The sequence below is a fragment of the Paenibacillus sp. FSL H7-0716 genome (assembly GCF_038002705.1).
In the GTDB taxonomy this organism is placed as follows: Bacteria; Bacillota; Bacilli; order Paenibacillales; family Paenibacillaceae; genus Paenibacillus_AQ; species Paenibacillus_AQ odorifer.
In genome coordinates, this window is record NZ_JBBODA010000011.1 from 146,747 (window position 1) to 162,097 (window position 15,351).

General features: G+C 42.4%; 14 protein-coding genes. All 14 read right to left on the reverse strand.

Annotated elements, in window-relative coordinates; all coding sequences use genetic code 11:
* Positions 1-127: 127 nt before the first annotated feature.
* The 14 genes from MHH60_RS16390 to MHH60_RS16455 all read right to left on the reverse strand — a co-directional run bounded on the left by MHH60_RS16390 (position 128) and on the right by MHH60_RS16455 (position 15,240).
* A complete protein-coding gene (locus MHH60_RS16390; protein WP_038573104.1) occupies positions 128-1,564 on the reverse strand; it encodes an ABC transporter substrate-binding protein in 1,437 nt (478 codons plus the stop codon).
* 74 nt (positions 1,565-1,638) lie between these two features.
* Positions 1,639-4,212, reverse strand: coding sequence for an alpha-L-arabinofuranosidase C-terminal domain-containing protein (locus tag MHH60_RS16395; RefSeq protein WP_081389148.1), 2,574 nt, complete (start codon positions 4,210-4,212; stop codon positions 1,639-1,641).
* Between the two features lie 470 nt (positions 4,213-4,682).
* Positions 4,683-5,435: an ABC transporter permease gene (locus tag MHH60_RS16400; RefSeq protein ID WP_081383954.1), complete on the reverse strand. Its 753-nt coding sequence runs from the start codon at positions 5,433-5,435 to the stop codon at positions 4,683-4,685.
* Positions 5,429-6,205 (reverse strand): ABC transporter ATP-binding protein, encoded by a 777-nt coding sequence (locus MHH60_RS16405; RefSeq protein WP_076138095.1) that lies wholly within the window; start codon positions 6,203-6,205, stop codon positions 5,429-5,431. Before MHH60_RS16405 ends, MHH60_RS16400 begins: the two co-directional genes overlap by 7 nt.
* Positions 6,186-7,178 carry an ABC transporter substrate-binding protein gene (locus tag MHH60_RS16410; protein WP_076138093.1) on the reverse strand — a complete coding sequence of 331 codons (993 nt, stop codon included), beginning with the start codon at positions 7,176-7,178 and terminating at the stop codon, positions 6,186-6,188. The genes MHH60_RS16405 and MHH60_RS16410 overlap by 20 nt, the downstream gene beginning before the upstream one ends.
* A 236-nt stretch (positions 7,179-7,414) precedes the next feature.
* A complete protein-coding gene (locus tag MHH60_RS16415) occupies positions 7,415-7,888 on the reverse strand; it encodes a YhcH/YjgK/YiaL family protein (RefSeq protein ID WP_076138091.1) in 474 nt (157 codons plus the stop codon).
* Between the two features lie 30 nt (positions 7,889-7,918).
* Positions 7,919-8,773 (reverse strand): MurR/RpiR family transcriptional regulator, encoded by an 855-nt coding sequence (locus MHH60_RS16420; RefSeq protein ID WP_051491079.1) that lies wholly within the window; start codon positions 8,771-8,773, stop codon positions 7,919-7,921.
* A 23-nt stretch (positions 8,774-8,796) separates the two neighbouring features.
* On the reverse strand, positions 8,797-9,675 hold the full coding sequence (locus MHH60_RS16425) for an ROK family protein (protein WP_076138089.1): 879 nt from the start codon (positions 9,673-9,675) through the stop codon (positions 8,797-8,799).
* A gap of 23 nt (positions 9,676-9,698) precedes the next feature.
* Positions 9,699-10,388 carry an N-acetylmannosamine-6-phosphate 2-epimerase gene (locus MHH60_RS16430; protein ID WP_076138087.1) on the reverse strand — a complete coding sequence of 230 codons (690 nt, stop codon included), beginning with the start codon at positions 10,386-10,388 and terminating at the stop codon, positions 9,699-9,701.
* Between the two features lie 24 nt (positions 10,389-10,412).
* A complete protein-coding gene (locus MHH60_RS16435) occupies positions 10,413-11,255 on the reverse strand; it encodes a carbohydrate ABC transporter permease (RefSeq protein WP_081382492.1) in 843 nt (280 codons plus the stop codon).
* 13 nt (positions 11,256-11,268) lie between these two features.
* Positions 11,269-12,144, reverse strand: coding sequence for a carbohydrate ABC transporter permease (locus tag MHH60_RS16440; RefSeq protein ID WP_036679648.1), 876 nt, complete (start codon positions 12,142-12,144; stop codon positions 11,269-11,271).
* 84 nt (positions 12,145-12,228) lie between these two features.
* A complete protein-coding gene (locus tag MHH60_RS16445; RefSeq protein ID WP_076138085.1) occupies positions 12,229-13,635 on the reverse strand; it encodes an ABC transporter substrate-binding protein in 1,407 nt (468 codons plus the stop codon).
* A gap of 47 nt (positions 13,636-13,682) precedes the next feature.
* The gene (locus tag MHH60_RS16450; protein ID WP_204359564.1) at positions 13,683-14,360 is read right to left on the reverse strand and encodes a GDSL-type esterase/lipase family protein; all 678 of its coding nucleotides are present in this window, start codon (positions 14,358-14,360) and stop codon (positions 13,683-13,685) included.
* Positions 14,329-15,240 (reverse strand): dihydrodipicolinate synthase family protein, encoded by a 912-nt coding sequence (locus MHH60_RS16455; protein WP_076138083.1) that lies wholly within the window; start codon positions 15,238-15,240, stop codon positions 14,329-14,331. Before MHH60_RS16455 ends, MHH60_RS16450 begins: the two co-directional genes overlap by 32 nt.
* Positions 15,241-15,351: the final 111 nt, after the last annotated feature.

The window sequence follows — 15,351 nt, forward strand, 5'->3', positions numbered from 1 at the left end:
TTATATTTTCGCAGTATGCGTAACACGCATCGGTCTCCTCCCATCTTTACGGGCCTCTCGGACTTAAGTGAATACAAGCAGGGCAGCTCTGGCAATTGCAGGCTGCCCCTCCTGTTATTAGATTTCCTTACGGCTGCATTCCCATTGCCTTTTTAAAGGCAGCAATTTCTTTAGACGCTTGCTTCAAGACATCATCACCAATTTTTTGAATAGCCGTCTTGGAATCTGTGTTCTTAGCCAGTGCATCACCGATCGCTGCTATAAAGATTTCCCAGCCCTTGTTATCCACTGGGGTAAGGTGTTTGACTGGAATATCGTTACTTAATTGCTCATATAGTTTAAATTCCTCTTGCCCACCCAGATATTCATTTTTAGTGTTTGCGTACCAATCAAGACTGGAAATATCCTTGTAACCCGGCTGAATGGAATGTTTTGTCCAAATTTTCCAAGCATTTTCACTTCTCATGCTCCACTGAATGTAAGCCCATGCCGCTTCTTTATTTTTGCTTTGCGAAGGGATAACAAAGCTTGATCCGCCCATTCCCACGTTAATTCCTATTGGCAAACGGGTTACCTTCCATTTTCCGGCAAGCTCAGGGAATGTTTCCTGAAGTCCGCGCGCTCCGAATGAACCCGATACGACACCAACCAAATCACCTTTTAGAACTAGCTGTTTACCTTCGTCTGAGCCATAACCGATATGAGGTGCCCAGCCCAGCTGTTGTCCACGTTTTGTAATATCAAGAACCTTCACCATTTTGTCCGTATTACGTGTCCAGTTCATATCCTTATCGAAGTAGCCGACTTCATCTCCTGCCCATACGATCGGGCCATCGCTCCACTCCATGAAATATTTACCGTTAGCTTTCAAAATTTGAGCCAGGTTCAAGAGATTCTCTTCATCTTGCATGTATTCGCCAAGCTCAGCAGGATCACTTGGCAATCCAAGCTCTTCAAAAATGTCTGCACGGTAGTAATAAACCCCCGGTGTCATATCCCAAGGCATACCAAGCAGCTGTGAGCTGTCTGGTGTCATCCAACGTTCCCAGTTATAAGGAGCAACCAGATCTTTATATTTTCCAGCGTTATAAGGCTCTTCCAAAAGATTCTCCAGCACATTGCCCGCCATATAGCGATTCAACTGATACATCTCTACTTCTGCTACGTCGGGCGCCCCGCTACCTGCGGCGATTGTCGTTTGCAGCTTGTCATGCAGGTCGCCAAAGGGCATAACTACTGTCTTCAGCTTAATTCCAGGATATTCAGCCATAAAAGCAGCGCCGACTTCCTCGAACACTTTTTCATTAAAGGCCCAAACGGTAACCTCACCTTGAATATCTTTGCTTGGCAGGTCGTTGGCAGGATCTGTTGCTTCCGTGCCCTCAGTAGCTGTTGCATTGGTTGGCTCACTAGCATTATTGGTTTTTTCAGTGTTCGTTTTTACGTTGTTAGCTGCATTTTTATTCGTCGTTGAGCTTCCAGCGCTGCTACAGGCTGACAGAATAAGCACAAAAACCATTAACATACATACGACTAAACTGCTCGTTTTTCTTTGCGAAATCATAACCTAACCTCCCTCTTAAATTGAACAAATAAATGCCTGTTTATAGTGAAGGAGTGAACTCCCTCCGTGACCAGCTATTTGCCCCCTTCCTTTAGTCTTAACACGGTCACGGAATATTTCGGGAATTCAAACTCCAGACTACCTTTGTCTACACTTATCTTTTGAGTTACAGGTGCCACCTTGTCAGGTTCAGCAAAGCTATTCTCAGCATTTAAATCGTCCGACTGAAGTACGGTAGCTGTTCCTCCCAGGCTTGATGTGGCAAGTCCGGCAAAAGAAACATCCGTGCGCTGAGCAGTGTCACCCGCATTAACGACTTTAACGATCAGCTCACCTGTGGCAAGATCACGACTCGCAGTTTGGAACAGCAGCCCTGCCGGACTTTCATCGTTCACCTCTTGTATAAGCTCATCGTCGAGATAGAGCCGGATATTAGCACCTGATAATTCAATGCGGATATCGTACAATTTCCCAGGCTCAATCCTTACAGGAACCGTTCTTCCGATGACTGCTCTTGTTCCACCTACTGATTTTTCAATCGCGCTCTGCGTATTTCCCCAGCCGCCAAGATTCCACCAATAGAAGTTGCCCTCATCTTTAGAGCCGAACATAATGAGCATGCCTTCTGCTCCGCCAGTCTTTTTCGCCTTAAGAGAAAGTGTATAATCACTCCATGAAGCCTCACCGGCAACTGCACGAATATCAATATCATTAGAAGTCTGCTTAAAAGTACCCTTGGATTGTTCCCAGTCCCCATTGTTTAGAGTCCAGGCTCCGGAATCCTTCTTGAAATGATCTTCAAAAAGAACGTCATCACCTTTCGCTACTCGTACATCGCTGTACTCTACCTGGGTGGCCCAAGTCCCCAAACCAATTCCACCTTGAATGGATTGCTTACCGGAGGTTTCTTCTTGACCTAGAGCCACAAGTGAGGTTGGAAGAACTACATCCCCCTTATTGCTTCCGAACATCTGCTGCACATGATAAGAAGGTGTTCCGTAGCTAGTCGATGAATCAAACACAATAGCATCCGGGTTCCAAGTACGATCCTTCGTATTCACAAACAATGGAGCATAGGAGGACATTTTCACGATATCAGAATTCCGTTCCATGCCCATCATAAAAGCGGCCTCGCCGATTGCAGCGTTCAGATTGCCTTCTCCGGCACCCTTGGTCACCGCATACTCACCAACATAAATCTCAGGACCACTCCGGTCATAAGTATCGTATCTGTTCGAGTTGCTGAGGAACCATTCAGAGGTTTCATAGTAATGCTCATCAACCATTTCGATAGGCTCACCTTCAACTGCCGCATTGGCAATGAGATGAATCTCTGGATACTTCTCTTTAATTGCCTTATAAAACAAGCCATAACGCTTAATATATTCACTCATCTGGAAATTGTTTTCGTTACCAATCTCTACATATTTCATATTAAAAGGCTCCGGATGACCATTGGCGGCTCTTTGTGCCCCCCATTTGCTAGTAACCGGTCCGTTTGCATATTCAATGGCGTCCAGTGCATCTTGTATCCATGGCTGAATTTCACTGACTGGAACGGTATTCTGCTTGGCTATAGGATCTCCGTTATGTGAAATTCCGATATAAGCTACATATAATGGTTCCGCTTTCAGATCTTCGGCCCATTGCAGATATTCGTGGAAGCCCAGCCCATCTGAGGAGCGGTAATCCCAATATCCCTTATGACCGGGACGCGTTTCAATCGGACCAATGGTGTTCTTCCATTGATAAGCATCCGTTGGCGTTTTCCCTTCCACAAAACATCCCCCCGGAAAACGAACAAATGCGGGTTTCATCGCAGCTACCTTTTCAGCCAAATCGATGCGAAGCCCATTCTCCCTGTTGTTCCAAGTCTCAGGAAACAAAGACACCATATCGAGATAAACAGTCCCTACATTGGCAGTAGAGATTACAATTCGTGCGTTTGCTACAGTACCTGTAGAAGTCAGTGTGTATGTATATGGATTCCATCCTTCTTTTAACTTATCAACGGTCTGTTCCGCATATAGCTCTTTGCCATCTGGGCTCTCTAACGTTATACGCAGTGGCATATTGTCCCCTGGCTCTGGCCGCGCATAGAAAGACAACTTGTAACTGGCATCCTTCGTCAAAGCAATCCCCCAGTAACCATTATTCACAGCAGATACCGAACCACCCTCGGCAGCTGATGATACTGTTAAAGCCATTGCCTGGGTCTGAGCCTCGTTCAAAAGCTTAGTGCTGGTCAGAGCAAGCTTCCCTTTACTCCCTCCTTTTTCATCAATCCACCAATTGAACAGTGTGACCGAACTATCCTCAAAGGAACGATTGGAAATCAGCTCTGCATATAGCCCTCCATCTCCCGCATGATTAATCTCTTCGAAAAAGGCTCCATACAACATCGGGCTGATCTTAGCTCCCGGATTGGCCGTATCCACAGTCAACGTATATGCGGTTCCACTACTTGTGTTAGCTGCTGTCGCCGTTGGAAGAATTTCCTTTCCCGATTCACCCGTTGCTTCTTTGGCAGACTCCTGAGACAGTGTTGCTGGATTTTCGTCCTTAGAAGCCCAATAATACGTCAGCCCGCCAATCACAATCACGAAAATCAGCACCGTAAGCCATAGCTTCCGTCCATATTTATTCAAAAATAATTACCCCCAACCTTTTATTAGCGTTTTCATTTTTATGAAGTGAATAGTCCCTTCCATTCGCAATAACTTAAAATCATTCCACAAAATCTAAATGAATCCGTTTCCATTGATAAAATACCATACTAAAATCTGGTTGTAAATAAATTAAACTAAACCTTTTTATACTTTTATGAATATAATTTCCAATAGATTTGCAAGAAATTAAGAGATTTATTAGTTTTTTTAAAACAAATTCCCTCTTTTCATCTCACCATCTTTATGTTTCTCTAAAATAAACGGGGGTTTACAGCCCTAAGTATGTTTAATTTTCATTTTTTCCTCCATTTATTTTACTGTTTTATTTTTCCATTCAAATAATAATGAAACTAAAATTAATTTTGTTGCCCCCAAAAAATCATATAAAAAAAGCTCCCCCTTGCCTAAACTCAGACAAAGGAAAGCTATAGTTTAATCTCCAACTAAATTTAGTTCCGCCACTTCATAAACTTGTAATCAAGAAAATCAACAAGCAAGAAGAGAATAAAACCGACCAAGCTGAACAACATAATTCCCGCATACATCTCCGGATAATCTAATCTTAACCACGCATCCATGATGAAAAAGCCCATACCGTGCTCTGTTCCATAAATCTCCGTAAAAAACAGTACGGATATCGCTGTCCCTAGCGAAATACGAATCGTACTCAGAATTACTGACAATGCCCCCGGCAGTGTCACATGCCAGAATTTCTGCACAGCGCTGGCACCTATACTAGTTAAGACATCATAGGTATTGTCCGGAATAGCCTTAACCCCATCCCTTACCGAAATGATGATCTGAAACAATAGAATCAGCATGATCATTAGGATTTTGGACGTTTCCCCCAGCCCGAAGAACAGCATCACTACTGGAAGCAGGGCAATTTTGGGAACCGGATAGGTCAAGTAAACCACAGGGTCCAGCAGTTTGTTCCAGGTCAACGAACGTCCCATTAGAAGACCTATAAGCAGTCCAATAATTAAAGCCAGTACCACACCTGCAAAAATTCTGAACAAGCTATACCCTACATTTATAGCAATATCCTGCGCCCCTAACTGAAACATCGCCTTATATACAGCAAAGGGACTTGGCAAAATCGAATGGTTCATAAGTAAAAATGCGATATACCAGACTACATTCATACAGACAAATACAAATAGAAGCCTTACTAGATGATGAAGTCGACGTTTGTTTACCATATCTCCTGCATTACCTTTCTAATCCGCTTAGTCTGCTCAAAGAAATCCACACTGTCCCGCTTATTCTCATGCTTCATATGAAACACCAAATGATTATCAATAATTCCAGGTGTAGTTTCTTTGTTGGACGGCATGACGATAATCTTTTGCCCCAGCAGAATCGCTTCTTCCACATCATGAGTGACAAATAACGTAGTCGTAGGGTTAGCCAGCCAATTATCTAAAAAGAGAACCTGTAGTGTTTCCCTTGTTATTGCATCGAGTGCAGAGAATGGCTCGTCCAGCAACAGAATAGTAGGCAAAATGGCAAAAGCTCTGGCAATCGCTACTCTTTGCTGCTGGCCTCCACTGAGGGATAAAGGATAACGTTCTGCTAAATCAGAGATCCCCATCGACGAAAGCCACTGCTTAATCTGCGTCTCCCGTTCTTGCTTGGATGCACTTGCCGTATGCGTAATCTTCATCGCTATCTGAATATTATCATGTACAGTCTTCCAAGGAAGAAGCCCGTAGTTCTGCGGCACCAGCCCGATTAACGTTTCTTTCTCATGCACAGATTTCTCATTAAAAAGAATTTGTCCCTGATAGCTAGGCAGCAAGCCCGCAATCGCCCGTAATAAAGTTGATTTCCCGCTGCCGGAGGGTCCGATAATGGTGTAAATCCCGTGCTCCGGCAAAGTTAAATCTACCTGACCCAAGGCCAATTGTCCGCTCTTATATTCTACTTTCAGATCCTTTATAACGAGTCCTTTATTTCTTGAATTGGACATCAGAAATCACATCTTCAGCCGAGATATTTTTGCTGAGCAAACCTTTTTCCCGTGCCCAAGCAAATGCGGCCTCTACTTCCTTCACATCCACTTGATAAGCTGGTACATAATCCGGTACCTTGATCTCATCTTTTAATGTTTCCGGATATCCTACTTCTTTGATTACAAGATCGATATATTCAGATTGTTCATGGGATTTCATATAAGCTACTGCTTCATCATATGCAGCATACATACTGCGGATAGCTTCTGCTTTGGCATCAATTGCAGTTTGCGGGAAAGCTAATACGAACGGATTTACTCCCGCAGTTATCGTTGAGCTCAGTACACGCAGGCCTGAGGTTTTGCCCATCGTTACAAAAGGCTCTGGCAAAATAGCCGCATCCGCCTTATTATTTTTAAGCAATTCTAAACGGGTCGGAATCTGTGGAACCTCTGTCACTGTAATATCATCTTCGGTCAGACCTGCTTGTTTCAGCATCATTGCTACTGTATATTGTGTGGAGGTATTTTTGGACAAAATCACGGTTTTCCCCTTCAAATCCTTCACATCCTGGATCGATTCATTTCCAGTCAGCAAATCAAATTCCCCAAAAGTTGTACTGGTGATCTTCACATCCAGTCCAGCCTCATTGTAAATGGAGATCGCAACCAGGTCAGCACTTAGACCATCCAGCTTGCCTGCTTGAAAAGCTACATCCCGATCTTTGGCGCTTTTAAACGTCTGGATATCCAGATCCACACCGTGGTTTTTATCGAAACCTTGTTCATGTGCGATGATAAAAGGAATAGCATCAATCGAGGGCAATAAACCTAGCGACAAGGAGGTAACTTCTTTTGCAGCCTCTGGAGCAGCTCCCTCTGACGATTCTGTATTTGTATTATTTTTCGAACCACAACCCACTGCAAGTGCAGCGATGACAACAACCATCATAGATAACAACAACATTTTCTTTAGACCTTTATTCTTCATTTAACTCTCCTGCCTCCATTATTCCTTCTATAGTGTAATTCTCTGTAATATTCTTTGCTCACTCATAAATGTGCATGCAAAAAAATCCTTAAGCTCTACAAAAAAAGCTTTAGGCATGTTAAGTTTACCACCAATCTTTATATTTTGTATATTTATAAATTTAGATATAAGTAAATAGAAGCGATGCAAAAAAAGCTGACAGCGGAATGGTTCCGCTACCAGCCTCAATCTCAATGTTATCGAGTTAGTAGATTTGTGTGGATTTTAATGACAGCTTTTTTAATCGGCTGCCCCGGTTGACCCATACCCGGTCTGTGAACATCATGAGGGAAAAAGACCGCGAACATTCCAGGCTTCAAAGATAACAATATTTCATCTGCTGATGGGGGATAAAGCGCATATTCTCCTTCGGCATCGTAAGGCTTAATGGGTTCGATCCCTTCTTGCAGGGGTGCCCAGCCAATCGTTTCTTCACCTTCGATCAGATAATGCACATCAATATAAGTCTCATGCTTCTCTGCGACTTGTTCCTCCAGCGATTTTGCCTCAAGAGCCATAATGGAAGCATACATTTCGTTCCCGCGGATTTCGATTCGCCCAAGATCAGGATCATGTTGTAAGATCACTTTCAATTCCTCAATAGCCTCAACAATGACTGGATTCTCATACTTGATATGCTCTTCCCAAGATGACAAAGAACCTAAGATCATAACTTCCCATTCCCCTCACATCTTAATGTACTAAACCAGTTTCTCACTGACTGCTGAAGCTGTAGTTTCTTTATTGATTATGGATTGCTCACTAGTCTTCTTGAAATATTCTACATATAAAATATCAAGCAGATAGAGCTGCGATATCTTTGCAGATAATGAACCCCCTTGCAACGGTCCTTCATTAGCACCACATAGCAGGGTCAGATCGGAGTACGAGGTTAACGGTGACTTTTCAAACCTAGTAATGGATATTACTTTGGCTCCTCTTTCCTTTGCTTTTCTCGCAACCTCAATGCTATCCTTGGTCGAGCCGGAATAAGAAATCACAACAGCGACATCCCGGTTAGACATCAGCGCTGCCGACATCATCTGCAGATGTGAATCCATTAAACATTCCGTTTTGTTCGTAATGCGCATAAATTTAATCTTGGCTTCCATAGCTGTGACTAGAGAAGAGCCCACACCGAAAAACAATACACGTTCTGCATTAATCAAATACTCAATGGCCTCACTGATCTTCTGTATATCAATTAAATTATAGGTCTCGTTGAGTGCACTTACATTCGTGGTCAGTACTTTAGAAGCAACAGCTTCAATTGTATCATCCATCAGAATTTGATCGGTAAGCTGCGGGATCTCATTCTCCACAGTGATGCTATGTGCTAATGCGATCTTGAACTCTTGATACCCTTTATAACTTAAAGATTTGCAAAATCGAAATATACTTGATTCCCCAACATCACATGCATCTGCAAGATCAGTAATCGACATGTAGACTACGCTTCTCGTATTCTCCAGTACGTAGTCCGCTACCTTCTTCTCCGTATTCGTCAAATTATTGTATTTAGAATGAATTGAAGAAAAAATACTGATTGTCCGCAAAAAAGCCCCTCCTTTTCAATAAGTTAATGTACGAATAAGGAGGAAGCTCCCAGCAGACCTGCCTTATTCCCTAATGAGGCTTTAACAATTCTCACTCCCGCAAAGCTTTCCATAATCAAAGACTTCGTGCGCTCTTCTACCCTTCGAACCAAATCTTCTTGTTCCATTACGCCGCCACCAATAATAATCGCGGATGGATTGAAGATATGTGTGATAGAAGCTAAACCAACAGCCACTTCAGTAATCCATAGATCTAAAATACGTTCAAGCTGCTCATTTCCACTCTGTATTTTATCAAATAAGGCTTTTCCGTCCGTGCATTCGGGATCTGCGAGCTGAGCCATCTTCACTAAAGCTGTAGTTGAAGCGTATTTCTCATAATACGGCAGTCCTTCTACTCCGGATGTGGCCGACAATGGGTGAGTAAAGATATGGCCAAATTCAGCCGCTACCCCATTAGCCCCTTTATAGATTTGGCGATTAATGACGATCGCACCGCCAATGCCTGTGCCAAAGGTTAGACATAAGAAATTGTTAAAGCTCTGAGCAGCCCCAAAATAAGCCTCGCCTAATGCTGCTGAATTCACATCGTTCTCTACCATAACAGGTTTATGAAAATGATGGGTGACAATATCCTTAATTTTCATTCCAGTATATCTAGGTATATTTTCGTTAGCATAGACAATAAATCCTTCTTCTGCATTAACTTGGCCCGCGGTGCTTATGGCAATGGCATCAAAATGCTCATATTCTGCAATTTTTTCCAGCATTCTCGAGATTACATGGGGTCCCCCCAAGTAGCTTTCTGTTGCATACTCCTTGAAGTCATGTACATTCCCCTGTTTATCGCATATACACATCTTGGTATTGGTACCGCCAATATCTACGGCTACAATCCTCATTCCCATCTACCCTCTCTGGCGTTCTACTGAATAGCGTTCACAAACCGTTTCGTAATCTCCATCGGTCTCGTGATCGCAGAGCCAACCACTGCTGAATACACACCTAAATCAAACATGATCTTTAATTCTTCAGGAGTGGAGACCCCACCTTCAGCTATAACGGGAACAGAGAAATTGTTGACGATTTGTTGAACCAATTCAAAATCTGGCAAGTTGCGGCCTTTAGTAGCCTCTGTATAACCGCTTAAGGTAGTTCCTATCAGATCAAATCCCAGCTCAACAGCCTTCGCAGCTTCCGCAAATGTAGAACAATCCGCCATAAACAGTTGATCTTTATAGGTCTCTTTTAAAAGTGGAAAAAGTTCAGAAATAGTAGATCCGTCCGGGCGAATACGGTCTGTAGCATCCATAGCAATGATATCTACCCCTTCGCGGTAAAGCTCATCGACTTCCTTCTGAGTGGGTGTAATAAAGACTTCAGAGCCTTCATACACCTTTTTGATTATCCCAATGATCGGCAGATTCACTTGCTTTTTGATTTCTTGAATATCCGCTACGCTGTTTGCCCGAATTCCAGAAGCCCCGCCTAAGTAAGCAGCATAAGCCATTCTCCCCATAATAAACGGGCTATGCAGCGGTTCTTCTGGTAAGGCTTGACTGGAGACGACTAATTTATGTTTTATTTTTTTAAGTACATTATTTTCAGTATTCATCAGTAACCCACTCCACATTTTTATTTATTCTTTAACTGCTCCTGCTGTAATCCCATTGGTGAAGAACCGTTGGAATAACATGAACACTAGCAACATCGGAATTGCAGCGATGGTAGCTCCGGCCATTTTATAAGCGAAATTAGGATTCAAATCCTGCATTAAGGTCGCAGTACCAACCATTAATGTTTTCATTTTGTTCTCTTGGCCTATAACCAGCTGCCACAAGTAATCATTCCAGACTTGCACGAAATTCAGAATAAATAAGGCTCCAATACCAGGTTTGACAATAGGCAACATGATGCGTGTGAAGATTCTCCATTCATTTGCACCATCTATTCTCCCGGCTTCTCTTAAGGCATTAGGGGTTAAATCGAAGAATCCCTTTAATAGGAACACTCCAAATGCACCCGCCACGTTCGGCCAAATCATACCGTTATAACTATTTACCATTCCAAATTGTTGGGTGATCCGGAATAAGGGTACAATCATAATTTCTTTAGGAATCATCAAGCTTGAAATAAAGATAATGAAGATTATATTTTTACCTTTAAAATTAATCTTTGAGAACGCATAGGCGGCCATAGAGCCTACAACGATAACCAAAATAGTAGAAATACCAGATACATAAATACTATTAAACGTCCATCTTAAAGCTGGCTGGTTCTGAAATACATCCACATAGTTGGAGAATGTAATCGATTTGGGCCACCAGTCTGGAGGCATTTTCACAACATCCGAGCTGTTCTTGAGTGAACTTGTGAATAACCAATATAGTGGAAAAAGATTAAGGAGCGCGAAGAGGATAATGATTACATTCGATATCACATCAAACTTCTCTCTCTTTTTCTTGTTTTTAATCTTCGACATGTTGTATTCCCCCTCACTTCACCTTAATCATGCTTCGTAGCTGTGGCACAGACAATATCAATGTAATCACGAACATGATAACCCCTACCGCAGAAGCTACGCCGAGTTGGTTATATTTAAAGGCATTATTATAAAGGTAGTACATCAGTGTTACGGAGGAATTGTTCGGTCCGCCACCGGTCAGTAACTGAATGACTACAAAGATTTTTAATACGGCAATAATATTGATAATCGTAATATATGTTGTTGTAGGTCCTACCGAAGGAATCAGGATCTTTGATATCACTTGCCATCTGCTAGCACCGTCGATTTCGGCTGCTTCAAAAAGCTCTTTCGAGACACCAATCATCGCAGCTATATACAGAATAATTGCCTGGCCCACGTTAGTTGCGAAGGTTACAAATATCACGACTGGCAGAACCGTCTTTGGATTTCCCAGCAGATTAATCGTCCCTAGTCCCATGTCTTTATATAGATAAGAGATAAGTCCATTAGCCGGATTCAGCAAAAAGCTCCAGACCATACTCATAACCACCATGGACACCATTACCGGGATATAATAACTTCCTCTAATAAAGGAAACGTACTTAGCATTTTTATCAAATACCGCGGAGGCTACGAACAATGCAAACCCCACTGTAAGTAGAACGATAAATATTACGAACACAACGGTGTTGATGGTAGCCTTAAAAAATACCGGATCATTAAACAATGTGGTGTAATTGGCAAAACCCACAAATTTCTCACTGTCATAATTAATCTGGTATAGACTCAGCCGCATCCCTTCTAAGATCGGATAGACAAGAAAGGCTAAGAATACTATCATCTGAGGTAAAATAAACAGATAACCTGTAATATTCTCTTTTAGGTAATTACTACGTAGTTTCATATCGTTTACCTTTCTAATTAACAGCCCCAGAGTCTCTTCAGACCCTAAAGGCTGTCAATCGTGTATTGTTTATCTGGTCTTAGATTATTGGAAAATTACAGAGCCAGCTTTATTGGTCTCAATCACCTTGTTGCCACTTGCCTGATAATCTTGTACAAACTGTTCCGGTGTCTTAGCTCCCATGTAAAGTGCTTGTAGCTCTGGATATAAAACCTCTCTTAATTGGCTGTATCCTGGAACGTTGCCTGTGAAGTTGAACAAATATTTAGAATTGGCATCGTAAGCTGCAAACAGTGGATTCTCCGCTTTAAGTGCTTCGGCTACAGAACTTCTTACAGGAATACCATTCTTAGAGGATTTAACTAACTCAGGATCGCTTGAGAAGAACTTCACGAAATCCTTAGCTACTTCAGTCTTCTTAGCATCTTTGGACTTGAATACACTAGCGCCTACTACATAAGTAAAGGATAGAGGATCGCCGCTTTCCGACGGAATATTAGCAAGTCTCATATCGAATTTCGCTGCCGTACCATCCGCCATATTAGCTTTCGTACCATTAAACAGAATCGGGTTAGTGAAACTGATCGCTAATTGCTGATTTTGGAACATAGCATTGGCATCATTAGAAGAAACGGATTCTGCGCCTGGATTTGTATATCCGCCGTCATATAGGTTTTTCAGCCAAGTTGCAGCTTTAACTCCGTTCTCATCGTTCAGTACAATGTTGCCTTGATCATCAAAGAACTTATTGCCGAACATTCTCATATAGGCAAGGTTCCATGTATCGCCCTGATTATTTACAGCGAATAATGCCATTGGATATGCATTGGAATACTTATCCTTCGGCAGATTGTTTTTCAGACCCTCAAGAATTTGTTGATATTCATCCAAGTTCCAAGTTTTGATTTCGGATTCTTCACCCACAAACTTCTCTAAGCCTGCTGCTTTAAACATGTCCGCGTTGTAAACCAAGGTGCCTGGGTTGTGCTGGAATGGATAGAAGTAAATATCTTCTCCGAACGTAACAGCGTCCCAGTAGTTTTGAGCAATATCGCTTTTCGCGTCTTCATCAATGATGTCGGTCAAAGGAACCAATGCTCCACGGTGAACGTAATCCCCCATCGGGAATACACTCTCAAAGAACACATCTGGTGGTGTTCCCCCGCTTAAGTTAACGTTAAGCAATTGATCGCGCTGATCTCCAGCAATGACCTCTATTTGAATATCCGCATCGTATTTATCATATTGTGCTTTGAATTTCTCAGCGGCGTGCTTTAGGAAGCTATCATAGTCCGCGCCTGCCTCCGTGGCATCCACAACACCCTTCCACTGTGGAGTCAGCCATACTCTGATCGCCACTTTTTCCTTCCCAGATGCAGAAGAATTATCGGATGTATTAGAGCTTGCAGCATTGTTACCTGAGCAACCTGAAATTAAAGAAATAATCACCATTAGCGCAACCATTGTCGAGAGTAAACGTTTTTTCTTCATTTATAAACCTCCCTAAAAGTTTTGTGAGCATTATCTTCTGTGAACCTTTAATTTAAAATCCGTCTGGCATGGTATTGCACTAAATCGGCCATGTTGCGATGTCCTCGCGGATCAAGATGCATATAATCAATTTCATTCATCGATACATGTTCTCTGGAATCTACAAAGTGGATGCCGGTTCCCGTTAGCAAAGCTACAAGATGCTCAGCGAGCTCCGTAGACTTCTCACTACATCCGCTACCCATTGGTTTGCCAATAGGGGTATGAATATACTCTGCTCCAATCGGAGGGGGCGCGATTACTAGAACCTCTGGAGCCTTCCCCTCGGGTCCAGCACCGCTACCTTTAGCTTTAAGAGCCAACCTAACAATACCTTGTGCGATGTTATAAGAAGTTAGTCCAAACCTTTCTTTTGTATCATTGGTCCCAAGCATGATCACAACCAAGTCTAATGGCGAATGTGACATCAGGCAGGGATAAATATAGGAGATTCCAGAAAGTCCTTCAAATAGAGGGTCCTCACTGACACTTGTTCTGCCGGGAAGCCCTTCTTCGATCATTCGGTAGGCGTCACCCAATTCTGTATGAAGAATTCCCGTCCAACGAATATCATCCTTAAATCTGCGGTCTGTCTCTGCGTCGTAGCCCCAAGTATTAGAATCGCCAAAGCATACGATGGATTTCTTCATTATCCTAACCGCAATATCTTTCAATAGCTTGATCAATCAATTTCATAATGTCTGCGATCGGACTAGCATCCTCAGCGGCTACTGCCTCAAGCGGTGCTCTTACGCTGCCAATGTTTACGCCTCTTAATTTTAGAATCTCTTTTATTCCGGCATACATGGCACCTTTGAGTGAACAAAGGGCGATGATAATATCGTTGATATCGCTTTGGATTTGTCCAGCTTCTTCGAACTTACCAGCCTTAACAAATTCATTTGCTTGGAGGAACAGCTCAGGCATAACCGCATAGGTTCCACCGATTCCCGCATCCGCTCCCATGATTCTTCCCGCAACATATTGTTCATCTGGTCCATTAAATACCACTACATCTTTTCCACCCACTCTTTTGAATCTTTCAATATCCATAGTCGGCATGGAGGAGTTCTTCACACCAATCACCTTTTTGTTCGCAAGCAGCTTCTCAAATAGGGAAGGAGTCAGTGTATATCCAGTAGTCTGAGGAATGTTGTAGATAATGAAGCTAAGAGGGGTTGCCTCCATAATCTCGCTCCAATATTTATAGACTGCACTATCAGGTAATTTGAAATATATAGGCGGGATTGCGGATAATGCATCATACCCTAAGGTTGCAGCATGTTTCGCTAACTCAATACTATCTCTAGTGGAAGGGGCACCCACGTGGGCAATCAGTGTCATTTTACCTTTCAGGTTACTAGCTACGTAGCTTAGTACCGCTTTGCGTTCGTCGAGACTCTGGTAAATACATTCTCCTGAGCTGCCTCCCACATATACACCTTGAACTCCTTTTTCAAATAAGTAATCACATAAAGCATGCGTCCGGGATTCCGAAATGTTTCCTTGATCGTCATAGCAGGCATAAAAGGCAGGTATAATTCCGTGGAACTTTGTGAGTGTCATTGTTAATCCCCCTTAAGTTGTGAGCGGTTTCTTTTCTACATAAACAAAATATCATTATATTTTGGTTTTGTAAATTATTTTCTCTATTTTTAGAAAAATAAAATTTATTTC